The organism is Streptomyces sp. Go-475 (assembly GCF_003330845.1).
In the GTDB taxonomy this organism is placed as follows: Bacteria; Actinomycetota; Actinomycetes; order Streptomycetales; family Streptomycetaceae; genus Streptomyces.
The window spans coordinates 1,903,787-1,929,870 of sequence record NZ_CP026121.1 but is presented as its reverse complement, the minus strand read 5'-3'; the positions used below and the strand labels follow the sequence as shown (position 1 = coordinate 1,929,870).

Here is a 26,084-nt window from a genome sequence, read left to right as displayed (position 1 = left end):
GGAGGCTGACAGGCGCGAGGCGCCGCGTTCGTTTCCCGCCCGTCAGGCCACCGCGCTCAGCGTGTCCGCCAGCCGTCGGCGTGCCGCCCGGGCGGCGGGTACGGCGGCCAGGGCCGCCGCGCAGAGCACCGCCGCCGCCCCGAGCAGCAGCATGAGCGGGGCGGACGGGCCCTGGGCGATGCCGGCGCCGATGCCGCTGGAGCTGCCCTGGGCGTCGATCAGCCAGTACGCCAGCGGAAGGCCCAGGGCGGTGGCGGCGAGCACGGCCGCGAGAGCGGTGAGGCCGGTGGCCGTGACGGTGATCGCCGTGATCTGCCGGGGCGACAGGCCGATGGCCTTCAGCGCGAGCAGGTCCCGTTCGCTCTCGCGGACGGTGCCGCCGATCGCGGTCAGCAGTTCGATGAGGCCGATCAGCGCCAGGACGGCGATCAGTCCGGCGACGACGGCGCGCAGCGGGGAGAGCCCGTCGGCGGGGTTGGTCACGGTGTGCACGTCCAGGTGGCCGCGTCCGGCCGTGGCGAGCCGGTCGGCGACCTCCCGCGGGTCGGCACCGGCCTCGAGGCGCAGTTCGTAGAGGGTCGGACGGAGCCCGGGGTCGTTGGCGCGGAGGGTGTCGAGGGAGGTGGAGATGACCCGGCCGGCGTTCTCCGGCTCGATGCTGCGGCCCACGATGTGCAGGATCTGCGGCTGATCGCCGACGGTCATCCGCACCCAGTCGCCGACGCGCACGTCCAGCAGGTCGAGCAGCCCCTGCCCGGCCACGGCCTCGTCGGCGCCGCGGGCGGGGCGGCCCTCGGCGAGGGTGTACGGGTAGGGGTCCTGGTGGGTGCCGAGGCCGCGCAGGGCGATGGTCGCGGTCTGGCCGGGGACCAGGGCGGCCGTCTCGACGCCCGGGTAGGCGTCGGCCACCTGCGGGTCGCGTTCCAGCAGGGTGCGGGCCTGCCGGTCGGTGAGGCCGGTGTCGGCGCGGACGCTGAGCGTGGTGGGCAGTCCGATCCGCTCGGGCTTGCTGTGGAAGCGGTCGAGGGTGGTCCAGGCGCTCATCGCCACGACGATCAGCAGCAGCGGCAGCGTGAGCCGGGCGACCGTGGCCAGGGAGCGGGGACGCCGGGTGAACGCCTTGTGCCAGCCCAGCACCAGCGCGGGCGGGATCCGCATGCCGAGCGCCCGGCGGGCCACGCCGGACAGCCGCCCGCCCGGTGTCGCGGCGGGCCTCGGCACCGGAACCGGCGGCACGCGCCCGGCACGCCAGGCGGCCAGCCCGGTGGTCGCGCCGATGAACAGCACCGCGCCCACCGGGATCACGAGCAGCGCCACGGTGTGCCCGGGCAGCCCCTGCCACACCCCGACCGCGTCCCCGAGCCGCCCCGGGATCCGGCTGCCGAGGGCCTCGGCGAGCGCGGCGGCGGCCACGGCGCCGAGGAGCGCGTAGGCGAGGTGCTGGAGCAGGAAGATGCGGACCACTTGGCCGGGGGTGAAGCCGATCGCCTTCAGCACGGAGAGATCCCGCAGGTGGCCGCGGATACGGGTGCCGATGGCCCCGTGCACGGCGAGTCCGGCGGCGACCAGCGCGCCCAGCCCGAACAGGCCGAGCACCTGCCCGAGCAGCCGGTTGTCGCCCTGCGCCTCGGCCCGGGCCTGCTGCCACGTCGACACCTCGCCGATCGCCCCGGCACCCAGCACCGTCACGGCCCGCTGGACGGCGTAGGACGTGTCGCCCGGGTCCGTCAGCCGCAGCCCGATCACCTGGCCGCCGGGGTCCGGCACGGCCGACGGCAGCGCCCACACCAGTCCTGGCTGCTCACCGGGCCGGTAGCGCGGCTCGGCGCTGTCGGCGAGGCCGACGACGGTCAGTGTTCGGGCGGTGCCGGGCACGGTGAGGGTGTCGCCGGGCTCGGCGAGCAGGGCGCGGGCGAGGCGGCTCTCCAGGACCACGCCGTTCGGGGTCGCGGGGTCCAGCCAGTGCCCGGAGACGATCGGCGGGCGGCCGACGGAGGGCCGCTCCGGGGTGCCGCGCAGTTCGACGGAGGCGCGGCTGCCGCGTGCGGAGACGGTGGTGGCGGCGGTGGGGTAGGGGCCGGCGACGGCGTCGACGCCGTCCAGCTCCGCCAGCCTGCCGGTGTCGGCGGCCGTGTCGGTGTGCAGCCACACGTGGGCGCCGTGCGACTGCGTGAAGACGCGCTGCCAGGGGTTGGTCGCGTACCCGAACAGGGCCGTGGCCAGCAGCAGGGAGGCGACGATGCCCGCGGTGGCGAGGACGAGGAACAGCGCCTCGCCGCGGTGCGTGCGCAGATCGGAGTGGGCCCAGCGCAGGGTGGCTCGCATACGGGTCAGCCCTTCCGGGGATCGTCGTACACGTCGTACACGCGCATCTCAGTCCTTCAGCTCCAGCACGCCGGATATGCCGGCCCGGCGCGGCGGGGTGCCGCCGTCGAGGGTCGCGTCGTCGGCGATGCGGCCGTCGAAGAAGCTGATCACCCGGTCCGCGGCGCTCGCCAGCCGGGCGTCGTGCGTGACCAGGAGGATCGTCTGGCCGCGCTGGTGGAAGCGGGACAGCAGCCGCATCACCTCGCGGGTGCCCTTGCTGTCGAGGCTGCCCGCGGGCTCGTCGGCCAGCAGCAGCGGCGGATGGTTGACCAGCGCCCGGGCGAGGGCCACGCGCTGCTGCTCGCCGCCGGACAGCTCGCCCGGCATGCTTCGCTCCTTGCCGGTCAGGCCCAGCTCGGCCAGGAGCTGCTCCCGCTCGGCCCGGGCCTGCTTCGGCGGGACCCCGGCGAGCAGGGCGGGCAGCTCCACGTTGTCCGCGACGGACAGGTTCGACACGAGGTTGAAGAACTGGAAGACGATCCCGATCCGCTTCCTGCGCTCCACCGCCCAGCGGGCCTCGCTGTACGCGTCGGTGCACTCGCCGTCGAGCCAGATGCTGCCCGCGTCCGGCCGCTGGAGCCCGCCGAGCAGGTGCAGCAGCGTCGACTTGCCGGCGCCGGACGGGCCGGTGATCGCCACGAACTCGCCCTGCCGGACGCACAGGTCGACCCCGCGCACGGCATGGGCGGGCGCGCCCTCGCCGTGGTGGGTCTTCACCAGCCCCTCGGCGCGCAGCACAGGAGCGGGACGGTCGTCGCTCACTCCAGCTCCTCCAGCTCTTCCTGGCACCGCTCCAGCCAGTCGAGGTCGGCCTGCAGGTGCAGCATCGCGCCCTCGATCAGCAGATGGGCGATGCGGTTGTCGCGGTCTTCGGCGGCGGCCAGCTTCGACAGCTGCCGCATCGTGTTCAGGTACTGGCGCCGCTGCTGGTTGATCAGGGAGATCTGGTCGGCGAGGCCGGTCTGCGGGGCGAGCGCCAGCTTCATGAAGAACTCGTCCCGAACCCGCGGCTCGTCCTCGGGCTCCTCGAACCAGGCGCGCAGCGCCTCCCGCCCGGCGTCGGTGAGGTGGTAGACCTTCTTGTTGGGCCGGCTGGACTGCGCCACGTCCTCGCCCTCGATCAGTCCCGACTTCTCGAGGCGGCCGAGGGTCACATAGATCTGGCCGACGTTCGGCTGAGGGTACGCGGAGCCCAGCAGTTGCTCAAGGTCCTGCTTGAGCTCGTAGCCGTGGGCGGGTCCGCGGGCGAGGAGTGCCAGGAGGGGCAGGCGCACGCGTGCAGTCCTCCTGTCCGGTCCAATGTGCTCCAGGCCCTAGTATCGCCCATACCTAACAGGTATACATGGCCTCTGTTCCGGGCAAGGGTGCCCGTCGCCGGTGTACAGGGAGGAACCTATGCGGTGGATCCATGCCGCCGGTAGGGGCCTCCTCGTTCTCGTCGTGGTCCTGACCGGTTACATCGCCGCCGGAGCGCAGGCCGGGGAGCCGTCGGAGGGCGGTCGCGGGCCGCTCACCCTGGCCACCGCCGGGGACCTCACCGGCTATCTCGGCCCCCTGCTGGAGGGCTGGAACCGCACCCACCCCGGCGAGAAGGTCACGCTGGTCGAACTGCCCGACTCGGCCGACGAGACCAGGGCGCAGATGGCCACCGATCTCCGCGACGGCGACCGCAGCCGGTTCGACGTGCTCAACATCGACGTCAACTGGACCTCGGAGTTCGCCGCCGCCGGCTGGATCCGGCCCCTGCCGCGCGACCGCTTCCCGCTGAAGACCTTCCTCCCGCCGGTCGTGGACACGGCGACCTACGACGGACAGCTCTACGCCGTCCCGTACGTCACCAACGCCGGACTGCTCCTGTACCGCAAGGACGTCCTGGAGGAGGAGGGCGTCGAGCCGCCGCGCACCTGGGCGGAGCTGGAACGGTACGCGAAGACCATCGCCCCGAAGCACGGTCTCGACGGGTACGCCGGGCAGTTCCTGCCCTACGAAGGCCTCACCGTCAACGCGGCCGAGGCCGTCTACTCGGCGGGCGGGTCGATCCTCGGCGACGAGGGCGAGCGCGTCACGGTCGACTCGGCGGCGGCCCGCGAGGGCATCGGTTTCCTGGCGCGCGGGGTGCGCGAGGGCTGGATCCCGAGAGAGGCGCTGACGTACAAGGAGGAGGAGTCCAAGCAGGCCTTCCAGGACGGCCGGCTGCTCTTCCTGCGGAACTGGCCGTACGCCTACGTCGGCGCCTCCGCCCCGGGCTCCCGGGTCGCCGGGAAGGTCGGCGCCGTACCCCTGCCCGGTCCCGACGGGCCGGGGACGAGCGTCCTGGGCGGCTCCAACCTGGCCGTCAGCACACACGCCCGGCACCCTGATTCCGCCGCGCGCCTGATCGCGTACCTCACCGGTGAGCCCGTCCAGCGCCAGGTCCTCACGCGCGGCGCGCTGCCACCCGTGCGGGCCGACCTCTACACGGACCCCGCGCTCATCCGCAGGTTCCCCTACCTGCCGACCCTGCGCGCGAGCGTGCTCGCGGCCGAGCCGCGTCCCAAGAGCCCGCACTACGGCCAGGTCAGCCTGGTCGTGCAGGCGGTCGTGCACGACGCGATGGCCGGGCGGCAGACGCCCGAGGCGGCGGTGCGGCGACTGGCGCGCGAACTGGCGGCCATCTCCAGCCGCTAGTTACATGTTAGGTAACGAGGGCATCTCAACTGGCTTCGGTGTGTCCGAGTAAGTCCCTGTTTGTCGCGCCAACCGGCCGGTCACTTCTGTTCTTTTCGTTGACACCCTTCTGACGCCGCTACCTAACATGCATGCATGCTGAGTAAGTACCACTGGTGGCGGGACGCGGTCATCTACCAGGTCTACGTCCGCAGCTTCCTCGACAGCACCGGCGACGGCATCGGCGATCTCGCCGGGGTCCGGGCCGGGCTGCCGTACCTGAAGAAGCTCGGCGTCGACGGGATCTGGCTGAGCCCCTTCTATCCCTCGCCGCAGCACGACCACGGCTACGACGTGGCCGACTACTGCGACGTCGACCCGCTCTTCGGCGACCTCGGTGAGTTCGACCTGCTGGTCGGGTCCGCGCGGCGGCTCGGCATCAAGGTGCTGCTCGACATCGTCCCGAACCACTGCTCCAGCGAGCACCCCTGGTTCCGCGAGGCGCTCGCCGCCCCGCCCGGCAGCCCCGCCCGGGCCCGTTTCCACTTCGCCGACGGCCGCGGCCCCGGCGGCTCCGAGCCGCCCAACAACTGGCACTCCATGTTCGGCGGCCCCGCCTGGAGCAGGGTCACCGAGCCCGACGGGCGGCCCGGCCAGTGGTACCTGCACATGTTCGCGCCCGAGCAGCCCGACTGGAACTGGCGCAACCCCGAGATCCCCGCCGAGTTCGACCGCATCCTGCGCTTCTGGCTGGACCGGGGCATCGACGGCTTCCGCATCGACGTCGCCGCCGGCCTCTTCAAGCACCCTCAGCTGCCTGACTCCGACGACCCGGAGGCCGACGCCCGCACCCGCGACTCGGTCAACCCGCTCGCCTGGAACCAGCCCGAGGTGCACGACGTGTGGCGCCGCTGGCGCTCCCTGTGCGAGGAGTACACCGAGCGCGACGGCCGCGACCGCCTCCTCGTCGGCGAGGTCTCCGTCCCCACCGCCCGCGAGCACGCCCAGTACGTCCGCCCCGACGAACTGCACCAGGCCTTCTTCTTCGACCTGCTCAGCGCGCCCTGGGACCCGGACGCCTTCCGCAAGGTCATCTCCGAGGCCATGGACGACATCGCCGGGACGGGCTCCACGGTCACCTGGGTCCTCAACAACCACGACCAGGTCCGCACCGTCACCCGCTACGGCGAACCCGCCACCGAGCGCAGCGGTCCAGGGCCTGCGTCGGAAGCCCTGGGCGCCGCCCGCGCCCGTGCCGCCGCCCTGCTCATGCTGGCGCTGCCCGGCGCCGCCTACATCTACCAGGGCGAGGAACTGGGTCTGCCCGAGGTCGTGGACCTGCCCGACGACGTGCTCACCGACCCGATCTTCCGCCGCACCGGCAGCAGGGCCCGCATCCGCGACGGCTGCCGGGTGCCGCTGCCGTGGTCGGGCCAGGCCTCGCCGTTCGGCTTCACCCCGGGCGTGGAGAGCGCCAAGCCGTGGCTGCCGCAGCCGGAGTACTTCGCCGAGTACGCCACCGACCGCGCCCTCGCCGACACCCGCTCCTTCTGGCACCTGTACCGCGACGGCCTGCAACTGCGCGCCGCGCTGCCCCAGTTGGGCGAGGGCACGCTGCGCTGGCTGGACACCCCGCCGGGGGTCCTGGCCTTCGAGCGGGGCGACGGCCTGGTGTGCGCCGTCAACTTCGGCACCGCCCCCACCCCCGCCCCGGTCCCCGGCTCCCCCCTGCTCACCAGCGGCCCCTGCCCGCCCGGAGTCCTCTCCGGCTCCACGACCGCCTGGTGGATCCGTTCCTGAACGATCCGCAAGCCAACTCCCCGAAGGGACATCAACGATGATGCGACGACGTACCACCCTGCTCACCAGCTGCACCGGCATCCTTGGCGGACTGGCGCTCGGCGCGACCGCCTGCGGCGGCGGCCCCGTCGCGGCCGGCGGCGGCGACAAGTCCCTCGACGGCCAGACGGTCACCGTGGCCGGTGTCTGGTCCGGCACCGAGCAGAAGAACTTCCAGAAGGTGCTGGACGCCTTCACCGAGAAGACCGGCGCCAAGACGCAGTTCACCTCCACCGGCGACAACGTCTCCACCGTCGTCGGCAGCAAGATCGAGGGCGGCAACGCCCCCGACGTCGTGATGGTCCCGCAGGTCGGCGTGCTCAAGCAGTTCGCGCAGAAGGGCTGGCTCAAGCCGCTGTCGAAGAAGACCGAGCAGGCCGTCGACGCGGGCTACGCCCCCGTGTGGAAGGAGTACGGCAGCGTCGACGGCACCCTGTACGGCCTGTACTTCAAGGCCGCCCACAAGTCGACCGTCTGGTACAGCCCCGACGCCCTCGCCCAGGCCGGCGTGAAGCCCCCGAAGACCTACGACGAGATGCTCAAGGCCGGGCGGACCGTCTCCGACTCCGGGCTCGCCGCGTTCTCCGTCGCCGGTCAGGACGGCTGGACCCTCACGGACTGGTTCGAGAACGTCTACCTCTCCCAGGCCGGACCGGAGAAGTACGACGCCCTCGCCGCGCACAAGCTCAAGTGGACCGATGCGTCCGTCGTCGACGCCCTCACCACCCTCGGCAAGCTCTTCAAGGACAAGCAGCTCATCGCCGGCGGCCAGAAGGGCGCCCTGAACACCGACTTCCCCGGCTCGGTGGAGAAGGTGTTCGGGCCGGAGCCCGAGGCCGGCATGGTCTACGAGGGCGACTTCGTCGCCGGTGTCGCCAAGGACCAGTTCGGCAAGAAGGTCGGCGAGGACGCGAACTTCTTCCCGTTCCCGGCGGTCGGCGGCGGCGAGGCCCCGGTCGTCAGCGGCGGTGACGCCGCCGTCGTCCTCAAGGACGGCAAGAACCAGAAGGCCGCCCAGGCCCTCCTGGAGTTCCTGGCCACCCCGGAGGCCTCCGCGGTGTGGGCCGAGGCCGGCGGCTTCCTCTCCCCGAACAAGAAGCTCGACCTCGCGTCCTACGGCGACGACGTCACCCGCGCCACCGCCAAGTCGCTGGTGGAGGCGGGCGATTCGGTCCGCTTCGACATGTCCGACCAGGCCCCCGCGGCCTTCGGCGGCACGAAGGGCGCCGGTGAGTGGAAGCTCCTCCAGGACTTCCTGCGTGACCCGTCCGACCCGAAGGGCACCGCGGCGAAGCTGGAGGCCGCGGCGGCCAAGGCGTACCAGGGCTGATCCGCCATGACAGCCACCCTCGTGAAAGAGACGAGCCCGCCGACGCCGCCGCCCGGCCCGGTCGCCGACCGCACCCGGCGCCTGCGGCGGCGCGGCAGGATCGTCGCCCTGCTGTTCGTCCTCCCGGCGCTGCTGCTGCTCGGCGCGCTCGTCGTCTACCCCGTGCTGTTCAGCGTCGGCCGCAGCTTCTTCGACGCCTCCGGCACGACCTTCGTCGGCGGCGAGAACTACACCGAGATGTTCCGCGACCCGGCGACCCTCAAGGCCGTGCGCAACACGGCCATCTGGGTCGTCGTGGCCCCGGCCCTGCTCACCGGGCTCGGCCTGATCCTGGCCGTCCTGGTGGAGAAGGTGCGCTGGGCCACCGCCTTCAAGCTGCTCCTCTTCATGCCGATGGCGGTCTCCTTCCTCGCCGCCGGCATCATCTTCCGCCTCGCCTACGACGAGGACCCCGACAAGGGCGTGCTGAACGCGGCGGTCGTCTCCGTCCACGACGCCTTCGAGGAGCAGTCCTCCTATCCGACGGCCCGGGCGCGTGACGGACAGGGCCTGACGAAGGAGAAGGACGGCTCCTACCGCACGAGCGCGTCCGTGTCGCCCGGGGACGCCGTGACGCTGGGCCTGGTCGGCGTACAGCCCGCCGACCTGCCCGGCGACGCCCGGCCCGCCTCCCAAGCGGCGGGGCGGAAGGCCGCCGCGGACGAACTGCGCGGTGTCGTCTACCTGGACTTCACCCCCGGCGGGGGAGGGGAGCAGGGCAAGGTCGACGCGCGGGAGAGCGGACTGCCCGGCATGAAGGTCGAGGCGGTGCGCGACGGCGAGCCGGTCGCCACGGCGACGACCGCCGCCGACGGCTCCTTCCGCTTCGAGGGCCTGGAACCGGGCTCCTACGCGGTGGAACTGCCGTCGTCCAACTTCGCCGCGCCCTACGAGGGCGTCTCCTGGCTCGGCCCCGCGCTGGTCACCCCGGCGATCATCGGCGCCTACCTGTGGATCTGGACCGGCTTCGCGATGGTGCTCATCGGCGCGGGCCTGTCGACGCTGCCCCGGGACGCGCTGGAGGCGGCCCGCATGGACGGCGCGAACGAATGGCAGATCTTCCGCCGCATCACGGTGCCGCTGCTCGCCCCGGTCCTCACGGTCGTCTTCGTCACCCTCGTCATCAACGTGATGAAGGTCTTCGACCTCGTCTACATCATCGCGCCCGGGCCCGTGCAGGAGGACGCGACCGTGCTCGCGACGCAGATGTGGCTCGTGTCGTTCGGCGGCGGCAACAACCAGGGCCTCGGCAGCGCGCTCGGCGTGCTGCTCCTGCTGCTGGTGGTCCCGGCGATGGTGTTCAACGTCCGCCGCTTCAAGAGGAGTCAGCGATGAACGCGGTACGGCGCTCCCTGGGCAACGGAGTCGTCCAGGCCTTCCTCGTGGTCGTGGGGCTGGTGTGGATGACCCCGCTGGCCGGGCTGTTCCTGTCCTCCCTGCGGTCCGCCGAAGACACGGCGAAGGGCGGCTGGTGGACGGTGTTCTCCAGCCCGGGGCAGCTGTCCTTCGACAACTACTCGGCGCTGCTGGAGAACGCCGGCATCACCCAGGCGTTCTGGAACACGGTGCTGATCTCGGTGCCGACGACGGTGCTGGTCGTGGTCGTGGCGGCGCTCGCCGGGTACGCCTTCGCGTGGCTGGACTTCCCCGGGCGGGACACGATCTTCCTGGTCGTGGTCGCGCTGCTGGTGGTGCCCGTGCAGATCGGCCTGCTGCCGGTCGCCAAACTCTTCGGGCAGCTCGGCCTGTTCGGCACGATCCCCGGGGTCGTCCTCTTCCACGTCGCCTACGGACTGCCGTTCGCCGTGTTCCTGCTGCGGAACTACTTCGCCGAGATGCCGAAGGAGATGCTGGAGGCGGCCCGGATGGACGGCGGCAGCGAGTGGCGCATCTTCACACGCCTGGTCCTGCCCGTCGGCCGCCCGGCGATCGCCTCCCTGGCCATCTTCCAGTTCCTGTGGGTGTGGAACGACATGCTCGTGGCGCTGCTGTTCGCGGACAGCTCCGCGCAGCCGCTGACAGTGGAACTCCAGTCCCAGATACGGCAGTTCGGCAGCAACATCGATGTCCTGGCCCCCGGGGCGTTCCTGTCCCTGATCGTCCCGGTCGTGGTGTTCTTCGCGTTCCAGAAGCACTTCGTGCAGGGCGTGATGGCCGGGTCGGTCAAGTAGCCGCTGCACCAAGGGGCTCCGCCCCCTGGACTCCCGCCTATGCCCACCCGCCACCCGAAACTGCCCTTGAAGGGCAGCAACTCGCGAGTCCAGCCTCCTGGCTGACCGCTTAGGACGGTGGCTGGGCACAGGCCCGACGGTCCAGGGGGCGGAGCCCCCTGGTGGGCTAAGCCGAAGCCGGCGGGTACAGGGAACGCGGCAGTTGGGAAGCCGCTGCCCCGTCCAGCAGCCACAGGGTCCTGCTGCGGCCATACGCACCCGCCGCAGGAGCCTGGATCTCACCCGCGCCCGAGAGGGCGATGGCCGCCGCCTGTGCCTTGTCCTCCCCGGCCGCCAGGAGCCACACCTCACGGGCGGCCCGGATCGCCGGCAGCGTCAGCGTCACCCGCGTCGGCGGTGGCTTCGGCGCGCCGTGGACGCCGACCACCGTGCGGTCGGTCTCCCGGACCGCCGGAAGCTCCGGGAACAGCGACGCCACGTGCGTGTCCGGGCCGACCCCCAGCATCAGCACGTCGAACGTGGGGACGGGGCCGTGGTTCTCCGGGCCCGCCGCCCGCGCCAGTTCCTCCGCGTACGCGGCCGCCGCCGCGTCCACGTCGTTGCCGTGGGGACCGTCCGACGCGGGCATCGCGTGCACCCGCTTCGGGTCGAGCGGCACGGAGTCGAGCAGTGCCTCCCGTGCCTGCGTGACATTGCGCTCCGGGTCGCCCTCGGGCAGGAACCGCTCGTCGCCCCACCACAGGTCGATCCGGCTCCAGTCCACGGCGTCCCGGGCGGGCGCCGCGGCCAGCGCGGACAGCAGGCCGTTGCCGTTGCGGCCGCCCGTCAGGACCACGGACGCCGAACCCCGGGAGGCCTGCGCGTCCACGATCCTGGTGATCAGCCGGGCCGCCGCGGCCTGCGCCATCAGCTCCTTGTCCCGGTGGACGACCAGTTGCGGTGCCGTGCTCACTTCGTCGTCGCCTTCCGTACCGGTTCCAGCCTGGGCGGCTCCTGCTTCACCGGTGCCTGCGCCGTCGCTTCCGCAGCGGGAGCTTTCGCAGCCGCTTCAACGGGAGCGGGGAGGGCGAGTCCTGCTCGCCCCTCACTTTTGGGCACCGACGGCACGGGCGACGAGGCCTTCAGCCGGTCCACGCCGTACCGCAGCGCCGACGCGTACGTGTCGTCCGGGTCCAGCCGCCGCAGCTCCTCCGCGATCAGCTCGGCCGTGTCACGGCGCTTGAGCGCCACCGCGCGGTCGGGCTGGCCCTCGATGGAGAGGGTGGCCAGGGAGCCGTCGGCCCGGTCCAGGGTGATCGGGCCGCAACTGGTGTCCATGCGGACCGCCGTCAGACCGGGGCCGCCGGACAGCGAGCGCTGCACGGGCACGTCCAGCCGGTCCGCCAGCCACATCGCCAGCAGCTCGCAGCTCGGGTTGAACTCCTCGCCCTCCACCTCGACGGCCCTGACCTCGCACGCGACCTGGTCGAGCGCGGCGGCCAGCATCGAACGCCAGGGCGTGATGCGGGTCCAGGACAGGTCCGTGTCGCCGGGGGTGTAGGTCCCGGACCGGGTCGCCAGGTCCCGCACCGGCTGCTCGGAGGCGTACGTGTCGGTGACGCGGCGCTGCCCGAGGGCCCCCAGGGGGTCCTTCGCCGGGTCGAGCGGCGCGTTCACCGGCCACCACACCACCACCGGCGCGTCCGGCAGCAGCAGCGGCAGCACCACCGACTGGGCGTGGTCGACGACCTCGCCGTACAGCCGGAGCACCACCGTCTCGCCGGTGCCGGCCTCCGCGCCGACCCGGACCTCCGCGTCCAGGCGGGACTGCGTACGGTCGCGGGGCGAGCGGGAGACGCGCTTGATGACCACCAGCGTGCGCGAGGGGTGCTCGCGCGAGGCGTCGCTCGCCGCCTTCAGCGCGTCGTAGGCGTTCTCCTCGTCCGTCACGATGACCAGCGTGAGCACCATGCCGACCGCCGGGGTGCCGATCGCCCGGCGGCCCTGCACCAGCGCCTTGTTGATCTTGCTGGCCGTGGTGTCCGTGAGGTCTATCTTCATGGCCGGCGCCAGCTCCGTCCGTGTCGCTCGAGCATTTCGTCCGCCTCGACGGGCCCCCAGGTACCGGCCGGGTACTGCGCGGGCTTGCCGTTCTTGTCCCAGTACTCCTCGATCGGGTCGAGGATCTTCCAGGACAGCTCGACCTCCTCGGTGCGCGGGAAGAGGTTCGAGTCACCGAGCAGGACGTCCAGGATGAGACGCTCGTACGCCTCCGGGCTGGACTCCGTGAAGGACTCGCCGTACGCGAAGTCCATCGACACGTCCCGGATCTCCATCGAGGTGCCCGGCACCTTCGAGCCGAAGCGGACCGTCACGCCCTCGTCCGGCTGGACGCGGATGACGATCGCGTTGGAGCCCAGCTCCTCGGTGGCCGTGGTGTCGAAGGGGGAGTGCGGCGCCCGCTGGAACACGACCGCGATCTCCGTCACGCGGCGGCCCAGGCGCTTGCCGGTGCGCAGGTAGAAGGGGACGCCCGCCCAGCGGCGGTTGTCGATCTCCAGCTTGATCGCCGCGTACGTGTCGGTCTTCGACGAGGCGTCGATGCCGTCCTCGTCCAGATAGCCGATCACCTTCGCGCCGCCCTGCCAGCCGGCCGAGTACTGGCCGCGGACGGTGTCCCGGCCCATGTCCTTCGGCAGCTTCACCGCGCCGAGCACCTTGGTCTTCTCGGCGGCCAGCGCGTCCGCGTCGAAGGAGGCCGGCTCCTCCATCGCGGTCAGCGCCATCAGCTGGAGCAGGTGGTTCTGGATGACGTCACGGGCGGCGCCGATGCCGTCGTAGTAGCCGGCCCGGCCGCCGATGCCGATGTCCTCGGCCATGGTGATCTGCACGTGGTCCACGAAGGACCGATTCCAGATCGGCTCGAACATCGTGTTGGCGAAGCGCAGCGCCAGGATGTTCTGGACGGTCTCCTTGCCCAGGTAGTGGTCGATGCGGAAGACCTGCTCCGGGGCGAAGACCTCGTGGACGACCTTGTTGAGCTCCTCGGCCGACTTCAGGTTGTGGCCGAACGGCTTCTCGATCACCGCGCGCCGCCACGAACCACCCGTCTGGTCCGCCAGTCCGTGCTTCTTCAGCTGCTGGATGACCACCGGGAAGGACTTCGGCGGCACGGACAGGTAGAAGGCGAAGTTGCCGCCCGTGCCCTGCGCCTTGTCCAGTTCCTCGATCGTGGAGCGCAGCCGCTCGAACGCGTCGTCGTCGTCGAACGTGCCCTGCACGAAGCGCATGCCCTGGATGAGCTGCTGCCAGACCTCCTCGCGGAAGGGCGTGCGGGCGTGCTCCTTGACCGCGTCGTGGACCTCCTGCGCGAAGTCCTCGTGCGCCCACTCGCGGCGGGCGAAGCCCACCAGCGAGAAGCCCGGCGGCAGCAGACCCCGGTTGGCGAGGTCGTACACGGCGGGCATGAGCTTCTTGCGGGACAGGTCGCCCGTGACGCCGAAGATGACCAGGCCCGACGGCCCCGCGATGCGCGGGAGCCGTCGGTCCGCGGGGTCACGCAGCGGGTTGCTGCTCGACACCGGTTCAGCCCTCCGAGGGGGCGAGGCGCCGAAGCTCGGCCTCGGTCGACTTCAGCAGGTCGGTCCAGGACGCCTCGAACTTCTCGACGCCCTCCTCCTCCAGCAGCCGCACCACGTCGTCGTACTTGATCCCGAGCTTCTCGACGGCGTCGAGGTCGGCGCGGGCCTGCTCGTAGGTGCCGGCGACGGTGTTGCCGGTGATCTCGCCATGGTCCTCGGTGGCCAGCAGGGTGGCCTCCGGCATGGTGTTCACCGTGTTCGGCGCGACCAGCTCGGTGACGTACATGGTGTCCTGGTACGCCTTGTCCTTCACGCCGGTCGACGCCCACAGCGGACGCTGCTTGTTGGCGCCGGCCTTCTCCAGCGCGTTCCAACGGTCCGAGGAGAAGACCTCCTCGTACGCCTGGTAGGCGAGCCGGGCGTTGGCGATGGCGGCCTTGCCGCGCAGCGCCTTGGCCTCGTCGGTGCCGAGCGCGTCGATCCGCTTGTCGATCTCGGTGTCCACACGGGAGACGAAGAACGACGCCACGGAGTGGATCTGCGACAGGTCCAGGCCGCGCTCCTTGGCCTTCTCCAGGCCGGTCAGGAACGCGTCCATGACCAGGCGGTAGCGCTCCAGCGAGAAGATCAGCGTGACGTTGACGCTGATGCCCAGGCCGATGGTCTCGGCGATGGCCGGGATGCCCGCCTCGGTCGCCGGGATCTTGATGAGGGTGTTGGGCCGGTCCACCAGCCAGGCGAGCTGCTTGGCCTCGGCGACCGTGGCCCGCGTGTTGTGCGCCAGGCGCGGGTCGACCTCGATCGAGACCCGGCCGTCCTGGCCGCCGGTGGCGTCGAAGACCGGGCGCAGGATGTCGGCGGCGTCACGGACGTCCGCCGTCGTGATCATGCGGATGGCCTCTTCGACGGTGACCTTGCGGGCGGCGAGGTCGGTCAGCTGCGTGTCGTAGCCGTCGCCCTCGGAGATCGCCTTCTGGAAGATCGTCGGGTTGGTCGTGACGCCCACGACGTGCTGCTGGTCGAGCAGCTCGGCGAGGTTGCCGGACGTGATCCGCTTGCGGGACAGGTCGTCCAGCCAGATCGCGACGCCTTCCTCGGAGAGGCGCTTGAGTGCGTCTGTCATGGAAATTCCATCTCCTACGTGTCGTATATGAGCGTCAGCGCTGGGCTGCGGCGATCGATTCCCGGGCGGCGGCGGCCACGTTCTCGGCGGTGAAGCCGAACTCGCGGAAGAGGACCTTGCCGTCGGCGGAAGCACCGAAGTGCTCCAGGGAAACGATGCGGCCGGCGTCCCCGACGTACTTGTGCCAGGTGAGACCCACCCCGGCCTCCACCGCGACACGCGCGCGGACGGACGGCGGCAGGACGCTGTCCCGGTACCCCTGGTCCTGCTGCTCGAACCACTCCACCGACGGCATCGACACCACGCGCGTGGGCACGCCGGCGCCCTGGAGCTGCTCGCGCGCCTCGACGGCGACGTGCACCTCCGAGCCCGTGGCGATCAGGATGACCTCCGGCTCACCGCCCTCGGCCTCGAACAGGACGTAGCCACCGCGCGCGGCGTCGTCGTTGGGCTCGTAGGTCGGCACGCCCTGACGCGTCAGCGCCAGACCGTGCGGCTGGCCCTTGCCGAACTCCTTCGTCCAGCGGCGCAGGATCTCGCGCCAGGCGATGGCCGTCTCGTTGGCGTCCGCCGGGCGCACGATGTTCAGCCCCGGAATGGCACGAAGGCTGGCCAGGTGCTCGACCGGCTGGTGGGTCGGGCCGTCCTCACCGAGGCCGATGGAGTCGTGCGTCCACACGTACGTCACCGGCAGGTGCATCAGCGCCGACAGCCGCACCGCGTTGCGCATGTAGTCGGAGAAGACCAGGAACGTGCCGCCGTAGATCCGGGTGTTGCCGTGCAGCGCGATGCCGTTCATCTCGGCGGCCATCGCGTGCTCGCGGATACCGAAGTGGATCGTGCGCCCGTACGGGTCCGCCTCCGGCAGCGGGTTGTCCGCCGGGAGGAAGGAGCTGGTCTTGTCGATCGTGGTGTTGTTCGAGCCGGCCAGGTCGGCCGAGCCGCCCCACAGCTCGGGGATCACCGCGCCGAGCGCCTGGAGCACCTTGCCCGAGGCGGCACGCGTGGCCACGCCCTTGCCGACCTCGAAGACCGGGATCTTCTCCTCCCAGCCGGCCGGCAGCTCGCCCTTGGCGACCCGGTCGTACTCGGCGGCGCGCTCGGGGTTGTTGTCCCGCCACTGCTGGAAGGACTTCTCCCACACCGCGCGGGCGGCCTGGCCCCGCTCGATCGCCTTGCGGGTGTGGGTGATGACCTCGTCGGAGACCTCGAAGCTCTGCTCCGGGTCGAAGCCCAGGACCCGCTTGGTCGCCGCGACCTCGTCGTCGCCCAGGGCCGAGCCGTGGGCGGCCTCGGTGTTCTGCGCGTTCGGGGCGGGCCAGGCGATGATCGAGCGCATCGCGATGAACGACGGCCGGTCCGTGACGGCCTTGGCCTTCTGGACGGCCTCGAAGATCGCCGCCGGGTCCAGGTCGCCGTTCTCCTGCGGCTCGACCCGCTGCACGTGCCAGCCGTAGGCCTCGTACCGCTTCACCGTGTCCTCGGAGACGGCCGTCTCCGTGTCGCCCTCGATCGAGATGTGGTTGTCGTCCCACAGCAGGATCAGGTTGCCCAGCTTCTGGTGGCCGGCCAGCGAGGACGCCTCGGCGGAGATGCCCTCCTGCAGACAGCCGTCACCGGCGATGCAGTAGATGAAGTGGTCGAAGGGCGACTCGCCCTCGGGGGCCTCCGGGTCGAACAGGCCCCGCTCGTAGCGGGCGGCCATCGCCATGCCCACCGCGTTCGCGACACCCTGCCCCAGCGGGCCGGTCGTCGTCTCCACACCGGTCGTGTGCCCGTACTCGGGGTGACCCGGGGTCTTCGACCCCCACGTGCGGAAGGACTTCAGGTCGTCCAGCTCCAGGCCGAAGCCGGCCAGGTACAGCTGGGTGTAGAGGGTCAGGGACGAGTGGCCGGCGGACAGCACGAAGCGGTCCCGCCCGACCCAGTCGGCGTCCGCCGGGTCGTGCCGCATCACCTTCTGGAAGAGGGTGTAGGCGGCAGGCGCCAGGCTCATCGCCGTACCCGGATGGCCGTTACCGACCTTCTGTACGGCATCGGCGGCCAGGACACGCGCGGTGTCGACGGCCCGCTGGTCCAACTCGGTCCACTCGAGGTCTGTGGTGGTCGGCTTGGTGCTCACCCTGGGTCAGGGCTCCTCTCCACATGTCGGATGCCGGTGTATCGGGGCGCCCACCGGCCGCAGTCGAGCCTACCCCCGTGGGACGTGCGTTCTTTCGAGTCACTCCAGAGTGCCGGGGCCGATCCCGATCCGCCTCCTGACTGGGCCGTACCGCATTCGACAGGTGAATACGGAGCCGCTCATCCGGGTGCTCAATCGAGCTTCCGCGTGCCCTTCGGGAGCCGCCCCCCAACACGACCGGACCCCCGCGGATGTCCGACTCTGGGCAACGTCTAAAGTGGCGTGGTACGCGCGAGCCTTTACCGGGACTTCACACGGCTGAGGCTCGCTGGGATGTCTCTGTAGGGGTGTGCGTGACGGCCGTTGAATCCCGTCCAGCGGGGATGCTCGGGACGGACCAGAGCCCGGCCCACCGGCCGTTCGGGGCCCGTGTGATGGCGTTCGTGGCTCTCACCAAGCCGCGGATCATCGAGCTGCTCCTGATCACCACCGTCCCGGTGATGTTCCTGGCGCAGCAGGGCGTGCCCGACCTGACGCTGGTGCTGCTGACCTGCGTCGGCGGTTACATGTCCGCGGGCGGCGCCAACGCGCTCAACATGTACATCGACCGCGACATCGACGCGCTGATGGACCGCACCTCGCAGCGCCCGCTGGTCACCGGCATGGTCAGCCCGCGCGAGTGCCTCGCCTTCGGCATCACCCTGGCGATCACCTCGACGCTGCTCTTCGGCCTCACCGTGAACTGGCTGAGCGCCTGGCTCTCCCTCGGCGCGCTCCTCTTCTACGTCGTCGTCTACACGATGATCCTCAAGCGCCGTACCTCGCAGAACATCGTGTGGGGCGGCATCGCCGGCTGCCTGCCCGTGCTGATCGGCTGGTCCTCGGTCACGAACTCCATGTCGTGGGCGCCGATCATCCTCTTCCTCGTCATGTTCTTCTGGACGCCGCCGCACTACTGGCCGCTGTCCATGAAGGTCAAGGAGGACTACGCGCGCGTGGGCGTGCCGATGCTGCCGGTGGTCGCCTCCAACAAGGTCGTCGCCAAGCAGATCGTGATCTACAGCTGGGTCATGGTCGCCGTCTCGCTGCTGCTGACCCCGCTCGGCTACACCGGCTGGTTCTACACCTCGGTCGCCCTGCTGGCGGGCGGTTTCTGGCTCTGGGAGGCGCACGGCCTGCAGAACCGCGCGAAGGCGGAGGTGACGGGCGCCAAGCTGAAGGAGATGCGCCTGTTCCACTGGTCGATCACCTACGTGTCGCTGCTGTTCGTGGCCGTCGCGGTCGACCCGTTCCTGCGCTGACGTACGTCACACGGCCCTGCCCTCGCCAGTCGATCTACCCGTGAGTAGCATCCTGGTCATGGCAGAGACGCAGCAGGCAGACCCGAAGGCCGAGCGCAAGGCGGCCCGGCTGGCCCAGCAGATCACCTCGTTCTCCAAGGCCCACGGCGGCGCCGAGGGCCAGGTCGCCTACCTCGGCGAGCGCGGCGCCCGCATCGTCCTGGTCGGCGAGGACGGCAACTGGGGCGACCTGGTGGCCCCCTCTTACGAGATCGCCGAGAAGGCCGTGGAGAAGTCGGGCATCACCCGCCACGAGTCCTTCGACGGCGAATTCGCCGCGAAGGTCAAGACGGGCCGCTACGAATGGTCGCGCATGGCGGGCATCCAGGTAGGCGGCCCGTCCAACGGCTGAGCAGCTTGGTTTTGGGGGGCGCGGGGAACTGCGCGAGCAACCACAGACATCCCGCACCCGCCGGACAACACCGGCACCCCACCCCGGGACCGCGACCTCAAACCCGGTTCACCCGTTAGGACCCACAGGAACAATAGGGTCCACACCGGGAGGCCCGGATGATCGAAACGCCGTCACTGGTGGACCAGTACTGCCACGGAGTGCTCCGCACGGAGCTGGGCCTCGGCACCTTCGAGGCCCACCTCTCCCGCACCGAGGGCCCACCCGCCGCCGGCACCACCCTCTTCGACACCCAGACCGGCTTCGCCGTGCGGCGCTGGTGCCCGCCCCTGCTCGGTCTCGAACCGCACTGCCCGCCCGCCCGCTACCTCGCCCGCCGCCGCGAACTGGGCGTCCTGGAGTCCGGCCGCCGTCTCCTGCGCGGCAGCGGCATCACGACCTACCTGGTCGACACCGGCCTGCCCGGGGACCTGACCGGACCCGGGGAGCTGGCCACCGCCGGGTCGGCCGAGGCCCACGAGATCGTCCGCCTGGAACTGCTCGCCGAGCAGGTCGCGGACACTTCCGGAACCGTCGAGTCCTTCCTCGCCAACCTCGCCGAGTCGGTGCACGCCGCCGCCGCGCACGCCGTCGCGTTCACCTCCGTGGCCGGCGTACGGCACGGCCTCGCGCTCGCGCCCGAGCCACCCGGGCCGGGTGAGGTGCGCGGTGCCGTCGGCCGCTGGCTCGCCGGGCGCGGGGTCGGCGGGGAGCTGAGCGACCCCGTGCTGCTGCGGCACCTGCTGTGGAGCGCGGTCGCCTCGGGCCGGCCACTCCAGCTGCACGCGGGGCTCGGCGCGCCGGGCCTGCGCATCGACCGTACGGACCCGGTGCTGCTGACGGACTTCGTCCGGGCCACGGCCGGGCTCGGCACGGATCTGGTCCTGCTGCACGGCTACCCGTACCACCGGCACGCCGCCCACCTCGCCGGCGTCTTCCCGCACGTCTACGTCGACTCCGGCGCCGCCCTGGTCCGCACCGGCGCCCGCGCCGCGACGGTCCTCGCGGAGATCCTGGAGCTGGCCCCCTTCGGCAAGATCCTCTTCTCCACCGGGGCGCAGGGCCTGCCCGAACTGCACGTGGTGGGCGCCCGCCTCTTCCGCGAGGCCCTCGGCCGGGTGCTCGGCACCTGGGTCGCCGAGGGCGCCTGGTCACTGACCGACGCGCAGCGGGTGGCGGGGATGCTGGCGTCGGGGAACGCGCGGCGGGTCTACGGACTCGACTAGGCCTTGCTCAGAGTCGCCTCGGTCGAGGGGCCGGGCACGTCGGCCATGATCTCCGGGCGCTCCCGCAGCGACAGCACCACCCGCAGGACCCAGATCCACATCACGGCCGAGCCCAGCATGTGCATGCCGACCAGGACCTCGGGCAGGTCGGTGAAGTACTGGACGTAACCGATGACGCCCTGCGCGAGCAGGATGAGGAACAGTTCACGGGTGCGGTGCAGCGGGCCCTTGGGCGCGTCGACCGCCTTGAGGACGAACCACAGGGCGAACGTCAGCGTCACCACGATCCACGCGAGCACGGCGTGCAGCTTGCTCACCGTCTCCCAGTCGACCGGCATCCGCTCGACCTCGCTGGAGTCGCCCGCGTGCGGACCCGCGCCGGTGACCACCGTGCCCACCAGGATGAGCAGTACGGCCGCCGCCACCAGGAACCACACCAGCTGTTGCACGGCCTTGCCGACCAGCGGGCGCGGCGGCGCGTCGCCCTCACGGGTGCGCTGCCACATCACCGTGGCCACCGCGATGAGCGCGGACGTCGCCACGAAGTGCGCCGCGACCGTGTACGGGTTGAGACCGACCAGCACCACGATGCCGCCGAGCACCGCGTTGCTCATCACGATCCAGAACTGCGCCCAGCCCAGCCGGGTCAGACCGCGCCGGTACGGCTTCTGCGAGCGCGCGGCGATGATCGCCCAGCCGACGGCGGCGCACAGCACGTACGTCAGCATGCGGTTGCCGAACTCGATGGCGCCGTGGACGCCCATCGCGCTGGTGGCGGTGAGCGAGTCGTCGGTGCACTTGGGCCAGGTCGGGCAGCCCAGGCCCGAGCCGGTCAGCCGTACGGCACCGCCGGTGACCACGATGAGCACCGACATCAGGATCGCGGAGAGGGCCGCGCGCTGGACCGTACGGGGTTGTGGGGTCCAGCGCTCGGCGATGAAGGCGAGCGGGTTGCGCAGGGCCGCCCTGGCGTCGGCGGGGGTCACTTTCGGCACGCGTCCCATCGTAGGCGGCCGCTTGTGCACGCTTTCACGAGGGTCCGTCACAGGACACCTTCCCTACTCCCAGCGGAAGAACTTCCCGGCCGCGGCCAGCCCCGCGACCGCCCAGACCGCGAGGATCCCCAGGTCGCCCCAGGGCATCCCGGCCCCGTGCTGGAGGACGTCCCGCAGCCCGCCGGACAGGGCCGCGATGGGCAGCAGGCCGAGCACGTCCTGCGCTCCGGCCGGGAACTTGTCGAGCGGGACGACGACCCCGCCGCCGACGAGCAGCAGCAGGAACACCAGGTTGGCGGCGGCCAGCGTCGCCTCGGCCTTCAGCGTCCCGGCCATCAGCAGCCCGAGGCCCGAGAAGGCCGCCGTACCGAGGACCAGGAGCAGCAGCACGGCGAACGGGTTGCCCTGCGGCGACCAGCCGAGCGCGAAGGCGATCACCGTCAGCAGGATCACCTGGAGCACCTCGGTGACCAGCACCGACAGCGTCTTCGCCGTCATCAGGCCCCAGCGCGGCAGGGGCGAGGAGGCGAGCCGCTTCAGCACGCCGTAGCGGCGCTCGAAGCCGGTCGCGATCGCCTGCCCCGTGAACGCGGTCGACATCACCGCGAGCGCGAGGATGCCGGGGGCGAGGAAGTCGACCGCCTTCCCGGAGCCCGTGTCGACGATGTCCACGGTGCTGAAGAGCACCAGCAGCAGCGTCGGGATGACGACGGTCAGCAGCAGCTGCTCGCCGTTGCGCAGCAGCATCTTCGTCTCGAGTGCGGCCTGGGCCGCGATCATGCGGGGGAGGGGGGCCGCGCCGGGCTCCGGCGTGTACATCCCCGTGCCGGTGGCGGTCATGAGCGCAGCTCCTTGCCGGTGAGCTCCAAGAAGACGTCCTCCAGGGTGTGCCGCTCGACCGAGATCTTCTCCGGCATCACGCCGTGCTGGGCGCACCAGGAGGTGACCGTGGCGAGCAGCTGCGGGTCGACCTTGCCGGTGACCCGGTAGGAGCCCGGTGTCAGTTCGGCGGCGGAGCAGTCGGCGGGCAGGGCCTTGAGCAGCGAGCCCACGTCCAGGCCGGGCCGGCCGGTGAAGCGGAGGGTGTTCTCGGCGCCGCCCCGGCACAGCTCCTCCGGGGAGCCCTGGGCGATGACCCGGCCGGCGTCGATGATCGCCACGTCGTCGGCGAGCTGCTCGGCCTCGTCCATGTAGTGCGTGGTGAGGATCACGGAGACGCCGTCGGCGCGCAGGTCCCGGACCAGGTCCCAGGTGGCGCGGCGGGCCTGCGGGTCGAGCCCGGCGGTCGGCTCGTCCAGGAAGACCAGCTCCGGGCGGCCGACCACGGCCATGGCGAGAGCGAGCCGCTGCTGCTGCCCGCCCGACAGCCGCCGGTACGTCGTACGGCCGCAGGAGCCGAGCCCGAGGCGTTCGATGAGCGCGTCCACGTCCAGGGGATGGGCGTGCAGCCTGGCCACGTGGCGGAGCATCTCGTCGGCGCGGGAGCCCGAGTAGACGCCGCCGGACTGGAGCATCACGCCGACCCGGGGCCGCAGCGCACGGGAGTCCCTCACCGGGTCGAGGCCCAGGACGCGCACCGTGCCGGAGTCCGGCTTCCGGTACCCCTCGCAGGTCTCGACCGTGGTCGTCTTGCCCGCCCCGTTCGGGCCGAGCACGGCGGTCACGCCCTGGCGGGCCACCAGGTCGAGCCCGTCCACCGCGGTCTTCGTGCCGTACCGCTTCACCAGGGCCTGGACCTGGACCACGGGCTCACTTCGCATGGGTCCAGAGTCTAGGTACGCGCGCGGGGTCCCGGTCCGGGGGGTACGGCTACTCCTCCTCGCGCGGCCGGTGCACCGCCAGCCACCGCTCGGCGTAGGCCACCGCGTCCGCCACCGGGAACAGCCGCGCCTCGGCCGCCCCGACCTTGCCGCGGACGACGGGACGGTCGCGTTCGAAGTCGTAGCCCAGCTCGTCGAAGCGGTCCGAGCTGATCGACACCTCGATCACCGTCTCCCAGCCCTTCGGCCCGGGCCGGCCCACGGCGACGCGCGGGGACGGTATCCGGTACTCGGCGAGGTGGAAGCTGGTGCAGGTGGCGTAGCCCGCGCCGAGCAGCAGGACCCGGGCGCCCATCGCCTCCAGTGTCGCCAGCGGGCTGTGCTCGCCGAGCCGGCAGTCGGTGGCGTGCCCCTCGGTCACCTCCGCCGCGCGGGGCCCGATCGCCGCGAACGAGGTCTGGGGGTGCGCGCTGCGCAGCGCGCCGGGCCAGGTGCGCACGGTCTCCGGTACGACGCCGACGCCGCTCGCGGGCGTGATCCTCGGGTCGTAGGCGGGCATCGTGGCGCGGATGGCCGTCCACCACTCGGGGGGTACCGGCGGATTGCTCCACAGGGCGGGGTCGGAGAGCTTGCCGGTCTGGGTGGGGACCACCAGCGTGCCCTCCGGGCCGAGCGCGTCGAGCAGTCCCCGCACCACCGCGACGGCGCCGCCGTTGACCCAGCCGAGGGAGCTGAGCGAGGAGTGCACGAGGAGGGTCTCGCCGGGCCGCACACCCAGCTCGCGCAGCTGTGCGCGCAGGGTGTCCTGGGTGACAAGAGGGCCGGTCGGAGGGGGTGTGGGCATGGTTCGGGAGTGTCCCGGAAGTGGCTGGGGCATGCCACCGGTTTGATCGATCAGAGATCATTTCCGCAGGTCAGTTTAGGTATGCCTAAGTGACGCAGGGCACCGTCGGGTGGGCCGGACGCGGCTTGCCCGCCCCTGAAGAATTACGCAACAATGGCGTTGTGAAAAACGTCGGCGAGGCTCGGGAGACCCCCACGGGGGCCCCGCAGGAGGAGCTCGCGACCGGGGAGCGCTCGACGCGCAACCGGGTCGCGCGATCCATCCTGGACCACGGCCCCTCGACCGTCGCGGAGCTCGCCGAGCGGCTCGGCCTCACCCAGGCGGCCGTACGCCGGCACCTCGACGCCCTCGCGGGCGACGGTGTCGTGGAAGCCCGCGAGCGGCGGGTCTACGGCGCGCGTACCCGCGGCCGGCCCGCCAAGGTGTTCGCCCTGACGGACTGCGGCCGGGACGCCTTCGACCAGTCGTACGACAAGCTCGCGGCCGACGCCCTGCGCTGGATCGCCGACCGCGAGGGCGGCAGCGAGGCGATCGCCGCCTTCGCCCGCGCGCGGATCGCCGCCCAGGCGGGCGCCTACCGCTCGGCGGTCGAGGCCGCTCCGCCCGAGAAGCGGGCCGAAGCGCTGGCCAAGGCCCTGAGCGCGGACGGGTACGCTGCTACGGCGCGCAGCGCGCCCCACCCGCAGAAGGGTGAGCAGCTCTGCCAGCACCACTGCCCGGTCGCCCACGTCGCCGAGCAGTTCCCGCAGCTGTGCGAGGCGGAGACGGAATTTTTCGCGGAGCTGCTCGGTACGCACGTACAGCGGCTCGCCACCATCGCGCACGGCGACGGCGTCTGCACGACGTTCATCCCCAAGATTTCCCACAACGCATCTGCAAGCACGGCCGGGAGGAACCCCGCATGACTCTCCCCACGGAGACTGCCCACCCTGAGCTCGAGGGCCTGGGCAAGTACGAATACGGCTGGGCCGACCGGGACGATGCCGGTGCGTCGGCGCGTCGCGGCCTGGCCGAGGACGTCGTCCGGGACATCTCCTCCAAGAAGAGCGAGCCGGAGTGGATGACCAAGCTCCGCCTCAAGGGCCTGCGCCTGTTCGAGAAGAAGCCCATGCCGAACTGGGGCTCGGACCTCTCCGGCATCGACTTCGACAACATCAAGTACTTCGTGCGCTCCACGGAGAAGCAGGCGGAGTCCTGGGAGGACCTGCCCGAGGACATCAAGAACACGTACGACAAGCTCGGCATCCCCGAGGCGGAGAAGCAGCGCCTCGTCGCCGGTGTCGCCGCGCAGTACGAGTCGGAGGTCGTCTACCACCAGATCCGCGAGGACCTGGAGGAGCAGGGCGTCATCTTCCTCGACACGGACACCGCGCTGAAGGAGCACCCGGAGCTCTTCAAGGAGTACTTCGGCACGGTCATCCCCGCCGGTGACAACAAGTTCGCCGCGCTGAACACCGCCGTGTGGTCGGGCGGCTCCTTCATCTACGTGCCGCCGGGCGTCCACGTGGAGATCCCGCTCCAGGCCTACTTCCGCATCAACACGGAGAACATGGGCCAGTTCGAGCGGACCCTGATCATCGTCGACGAGGGTGCCTACGTGCACTACGTCGAGGGCTGCACCGCCCCGATCTACAAGTCGGACTCGCTGCACTCCGCGGTCGTCGAGATCATCGTCAAGAAGAACGCCCGCTGCCGCTACACGACCATCCAGAACTGGTCGAACAACGTCTACAACCTGGTCACCAAGCGCGCCGTGGCGTACGAGGGCGCGACCATGGAGTGGATCGACGGCAACATCGGCTCCAAGGTGACGATGAAGTACCCGGCCGTCTACCTGATGGGCGAGCACGCCAAGGGCGAGACCCTGTCCATCGCCTTCGCCGGCGAGGGCCAGCACCAGGACGCGGGCGCGAAGATGGTCCACATGGCCCCGAACACCTCGTCGAACATCGTCTCCAAGTCGGTGGCGCGAGGCGGCGGCCGCACCTCCTACCGCGGTCTGATCGAGATCGGCGAGGGCGCCCCGGGCTCCAAGTCGAACGTGCTCTGCGACGCGCTGCTGGTCGACACGATCTCCCGCTCGGACACCTACCCCTACGTGGACGTCCGCGAGGACGACGTGTCCATGGGCCACGAGGCGACCGTCTCCAAGGTCTCCGAGGACCAGCTCTTCTACCTGATGAGCCGCGGCCTGAGCGAGGACGAGGCCATGGCGATGATCGTGCGCGGCTTCGTCGAGCCCATCGCCAAGGAGCTCCCCATGGAGTACGCGCTGGAGCTCAACCGGCTGATCGAGCTGCAGATGGAAGGCGCGGTCGGCTGACCCGCCCC

The 26,084-nt window shown here is 71.3% G+C and carries 22 protein-coding genes; 10 read left to right on the top strand and 12 right to left on the bottom strand.

Annotation, left to right across the window (positions count from 1 at the left end; genetic code table 11):
* Positions 1–42: 42 nt before the first annotated feature.
* The 3 genes from C1703_RS08865 to C1703_RS08855 are packed head-to-tail and all read right to left on the bottom strand — an operon-like array spanning position 43 to position 3,641.
* Positions 43–2,325, bottom strand: coding sequence for an FtsX-like permease family protein (locus C1703_RS08865; protein WP_114251385.1), 2,283 nt, complete (start codon positions 2,323–2,325; stop codon positions 43–45).
* Between the two features lie 48 nt (positions 2,326–2,373).
* Positions 2,374–3,129: an ABC transporter ATP-binding protein gene (locus C1703_RS08860; RefSeq protein WP_114251384.1), complete on the bottom strand. Its 756-nt coding sequence runs from the start codon at positions 3,127–3,129 to the stop codon at positions 2,374–2,376.
* Entirely contained in the window at positions 3,126–3,641 is a 516-nt protein-coding gene (locus tag C1703_RS08855) for a PadR family transcriptional regulator (RefSeq protein WP_114251383.1), read from the bottom strand. Before C1703_RS08855 ends, C1703_RS08860 begins: the two co-directional genes overlap by 4 nt.
* A 121-nt stretch (positions 3,642–3,762) precedes the next feature.
* Here C1703_RS08855 and C1703_RS08850 point away from each other — a divergent pair, with 121 nt between their 5' ends.
* The 5 genes from C1703_RS08850 (at position 3,763) to C1703_RS08830 (ending at position 10,392) form a co-directional block, all read left to right on the top strand.
* Positions 3,763–5,034: an ABC transporter substrate-binding protein gene (locus C1703_RS08850; protein WP_114251382.1), complete on the top strand. Its 1,272-nt coding sequence runs from the start codon at positions 3,763–3,765 to the stop codon at positions 5,032–5,034.
* A gap of 135 nt (positions 5,035–5,169) precedes the next feature.
* The gene (locus C1703_RS08845; RefSeq protein ID WP_198678120.1) at positions 5,170–6,813 is read left to right on the top strand and encodes a glycoside hydrolase family 13 protein; all 1,644 of its coding nucleotides are present in this window, start codon (positions 5,170–5,172) and stop codon (positions 6,811–6,813) included.
* Positions 6,814–6,850: 37 nt separating this feature from the next.
* Positions 6,851–8,182, top strand: a complete 1,332-nt coding sequence (locus C1703_RS08840) for an ABC transporter substrate-binding protein (protein ID WP_114251381.1) — start codon at positions 6,851–6,853, stop codon at positions 8,180–8,182.
* 6 nt (positions 8,183–8,188) lie between these two features.
* Complete coding sequence (locus tag C1703_RS08835; RefSeq protein WP_114251380.1) at positions 8,189–9,556, top strand: ABC transporter permease subunit; 1,368 nt, start codon at positions 8,189–8,191, stop codon at positions 9,554–9,556.
* A complete protein-coding gene (locus C1703_RS08830; RefSeq protein WP_114251379.1) occupies positions 9,553–10,392 on the top strand; it encodes a carbohydrate ABC transporter permease in 840 nt (279 codons plus the stop codon). Before C1703_RS08835 ends, C1703_RS08830 begins: the two co-directional genes overlap by 4 nt.
* A 166-nt stretch (positions 10,393–10,558) precedes the next feature.
* Here C1703_RS08830 and pgl read toward each other — a convergent pair whose 3' ends face one another.
* From pgl to tkt, 5 genes are read right to left on the bottom strand one after another with little or no spacing between them, the layout of a single operon-like run.
* On the bottom strand, positions 10,559–11,344 hold the full coding sequence (gene pgl, locus C1703_RS08825) for a 6-phosphogluconolactonase (RefSeq protein ID WP_114251378.1): 786 nt from the start codon (positions 11,342–11,344) through the stop codon (positions 10,559–10,561).
* Positions 11,341–12,432 (bottom strand): glucose-6-phosphate dehydrogenase assembly protein OpcA, encoded by a 1,092-nt coding sequence (gene opcA / locus C1703_RS08820; RefSeq protein WP_114251377.1) that lies wholly within the window; start codon positions 12,430–12,432, stop codon positions 11,341–11,343. Before opcA ends, pgl begins: the two co-directional genes overlap by 4 nt.
* Positions 12,429–13,952, bottom strand: a complete 1,524-nt coding sequence (gene zwf, locus C1703_RS08815) for a glucose-6-phosphate dehydrogenase (protein ID WP_114251376.1) — start codon at positions 13,950–13,952, stop codon at positions 12,429–12,431. Before zwf ends, opcA begins: the two co-directional genes overlap by 4 nt.
* A 4-nt stretch (positions 13,953–13,956) precedes the next feature.
* Entirely contained in the window at positions 13,957–15,075 is a 1,119-nt protein-coding gene (gene tal, locus C1703_RS08810; RefSeq protein ID WP_114251375.1) for a transaldolase, read from the bottom strand.
* 34 nt (positions 15,076–15,109) lie between these two features.
* A complete protein-coding gene (gene tkt, locus C1703_RS08805) occupies positions 15,110–17,197 on the bottom strand; it encodes a transketolase (protein WP_114251374.1) in 2,088 nt (695 codons plus the stop codon).
* 383 nt (positions 17,198–17,580) lie between these two features.
* Between tkt and C1703_RS08795 the strand changes: the two genes are divergently transcribed.
* The 3 genes from C1703_RS08795 to C1703_RS08785 all read left to right on the top strand — a co-directional run bounded on the left by C1703_RS08795 (position 17,581) and on the right by C1703_RS08785 (position 20,154).
* Positions 17,581–18,498 (top strand): heme o synthase, encoded by a 918-nt coding sequence (locus C1703_RS08795; protein WP_198678410.1) that lies wholly within the window; start codon positions 17,581–17,583, stop codon positions 18,496–18,498.
* Between the two features lie 58 nt (positions 18,499–18,556).
* Positions 18,557–18,889: a hypothetical protein gene (locus C1703_RS08790; RefSeq protein ID WP_114251372.1), complete on the top strand. Its 333-nt coding sequence runs from the start codon at positions 18,557–18,559 to the stop codon at positions 18,887–18,889.
* A 158-nt stretch (positions 18,890–19,047) separates the two neighbouring features.
* Positions 19,048–20,154 carry an amidohydrolase family protein gene (locus C1703_RS08785; RefSeq protein WP_114251371.1) on the top strand — a complete coding sequence of 369 codons (1,107 nt, stop codon included), beginning with the start codon at positions 19,048–19,050 and terminating at the stop codon, positions 20,152–20,154.
* Here the strand turns inward: C1703_RS08785 and C1703_RS08780 are convergent.
* Genes C1703_RS08780 through C1703_RS08765 form a run of 4 tightly spaced genes read right to left on the bottom strand, consistent with a single transcriptional unit; the run spans position 20,151 to position 23,753 of the window.
* On the bottom strand, positions 20,151–21,158 hold the full coding sequence (locus tag C1703_RS08780; protein ID WP_114251370.1) for a COX15/CtaA family protein: 1,008 nt from the start codon (positions 21,156–21,158) through the stop codon (positions 20,151–20,153). The two genes, C1703_RS08785 and C1703_RS08780, sit on opposite strands and share 4 nt — an antisense overlap.
* Before the next feature lie 54 nt (positions 21,159–21,212).
* A complete protein-coding gene (locus tag C1703_RS08775) occupies positions 21,213–21,989 on the bottom strand; it encodes an ABC transporter permease (protein ID WP_114251369.1) in 777 nt (258 codons plus the stop codon).
* The gene (locus tag C1703_RS08770; RefSeq protein ID WP_114251368.1) at positions 21,986–22,909 is read right to left on the bottom strand and encodes an ABC transporter ATP-binding protein; all 924 of its coding nucleotides are present in this window, start codon (positions 22,907–22,909) and stop codon (positions 21,986–21,988) included. The genes C1703_RS08775 and C1703_RS08770 overlap by 4 nt, the downstream gene beginning before the upstream one ends.
* Positions 22,910–22,958: 49 nt before the next feature.
* A complete protein-coding gene (locus C1703_RS08765) occupies positions 22,959–23,753 on the bottom strand; it encodes an AAC(3) family N-acetyltransferase (protein ID WP_114251367.1) in 795 nt (264 codons plus the stop codon).
* Positions 23,754–23,914: 161 nt separating this feature from the next.
* Between C1703_RS08765 and C1703_RS08760 the strand changes: the two genes are divergently transcribed.
* Positions 23,915–24,658 (top strand): ArsR family transcriptional regulator, encoded by a 744-nt coding sequence (locus tag C1703_RS08760; RefSeq protein ID WP_114251366.1) that lies wholly within the window; start codon positions 23,915–23,917, stop codon positions 24,656–24,658.
* Positions 24,655–26,076 (top strand): Fe-S cluster assembly protein SufB, encoded by a 1,422-nt coding sequence (gene sufB, locus C1703_RS08755; RefSeq protein WP_114251365.1) that lies wholly within the window; start codon positions 24,655–24,657, stop codon positions 26,074–26,076. Before C1703_RS08760 ends, sufB begins: the two co-directional genes overlap by 4 nt.
* The last annotated feature ends 8 nt before the right edge of the window (positions 26,077–26,084 follow it).

Excerpts from the sequence above, each read along its gene's own strand:
- C1703_RS08865 (WP_114251385.1), bottom strand. The coding sequence starts at position 2,325 with ATGCGAGCCACCCTGCGCTGGGCCCACTCCGATCTGCGCACGCACCGC.
- C1703_RS08850 (WP_114251382.1), top strand. The coding sequence starts at position 3,763 with ATGCGGTGGATCCATGCCGCCGGTAGGGGCCTCCTCGTTCTCGTCGTG.
- C1703_RS08845 (WP_198678120.1), top strand. The coding sequence starts at position 5,170 with ATGCTGAGTAAGTACCACTGGTGGCGGGACGCGGTCATCTACCAGGTC.
- C1703_RS08840 (WP_114251381.1), top strand. The coding sequence starts at position 6,851 with ATGATGCGACGACGTACCACCCTGCTCACCAGCTGCACCGGCATCCTT.
- C1703_RS08835 (WP_114251380.1), top strand. The coding sequence starts at position 8,189 with ATGACAGCCACCCTCGTGAAAGAGACGAGCCCGCCGACGCCGCCGCCC.
- C1703_RS08830 (WP_114251379.1), top strand. The coding sequence starts at position 9,553 with ATGAACGCGGTACGGCGCTCCCTGGGCAACGGAGTCGTCCAGGCCTTC.
- opcA (WP_114251377.1), bottom strand. The coding sequence starts at position 12,432 with ATGAAGATAGACCTCACGGACACCACGGCCAGCAAGATCAACAAGGCG.
- tal (WP_114251375.1), bottom strand. The coding sequence starts at position 15,075 with ATGACAGACGCACTCAAGCGCCTCTCCGAGGAAGGCGTCGCGATCTGG.
- C1703_RS08795 (WP_198678410.1), top strand. The coding sequence starts at position 17,581 with ATGCTCGGGACGGACCAGAGCCCGGCCCACCGGCCGTTCGGGGCCCGT.
- C1703_RS08790 (WP_114251372.1), top strand. The coding sequence starts at position 18,557 with ATGGCAGAGACGCAGCAGGCAGACCCGAAGGCCGAGCGCAAGGCGGCC.
- C1703_RS08785 (WP_114251371.1), top strand. The coding sequence starts at position 19,048 with ATGATCGAAACGCCGTCACTGGTGGACCAGTACTGCCACGGAGTGCTC.
- C1703_RS08780 (WP_114251370.1), bottom strand. The coding sequence starts at position 21,158 with ATGGGACGCGTGCCGAAAGTGACCCCCGCCGACGCCAGGGCGGCCCTG.
- C1703_RS08775 (WP_114251369.1), bottom strand. The coding sequence starts at position 21,989 with ATGACCGCCACCGGCACGGGGATGTACACGCCGGAGCCCGGCGCGGCC.
- C1703_RS08770 (WP_114251368.1), bottom strand. The coding sequence starts at position 22,909 with ATGCGAAGTGAGCCCGTGGTCCAGGTCCAGGCCCTGGTGAAGCGGTAC.
- C1703_RS08765 (WP_114251367.1), bottom strand. The coding sequence starts at position 23,753 with ATGCCCACACCCCCTCCGACCGGCCCTCTTGTCACCCAGGACACCCTG.
- sufB (WP_114251365.1), top strand. The coding sequence starts at position 24,655 with ATGACTCTCCCCACGGAGACTGCCCACCCTGAGCTCGAGGGCCTGGGC.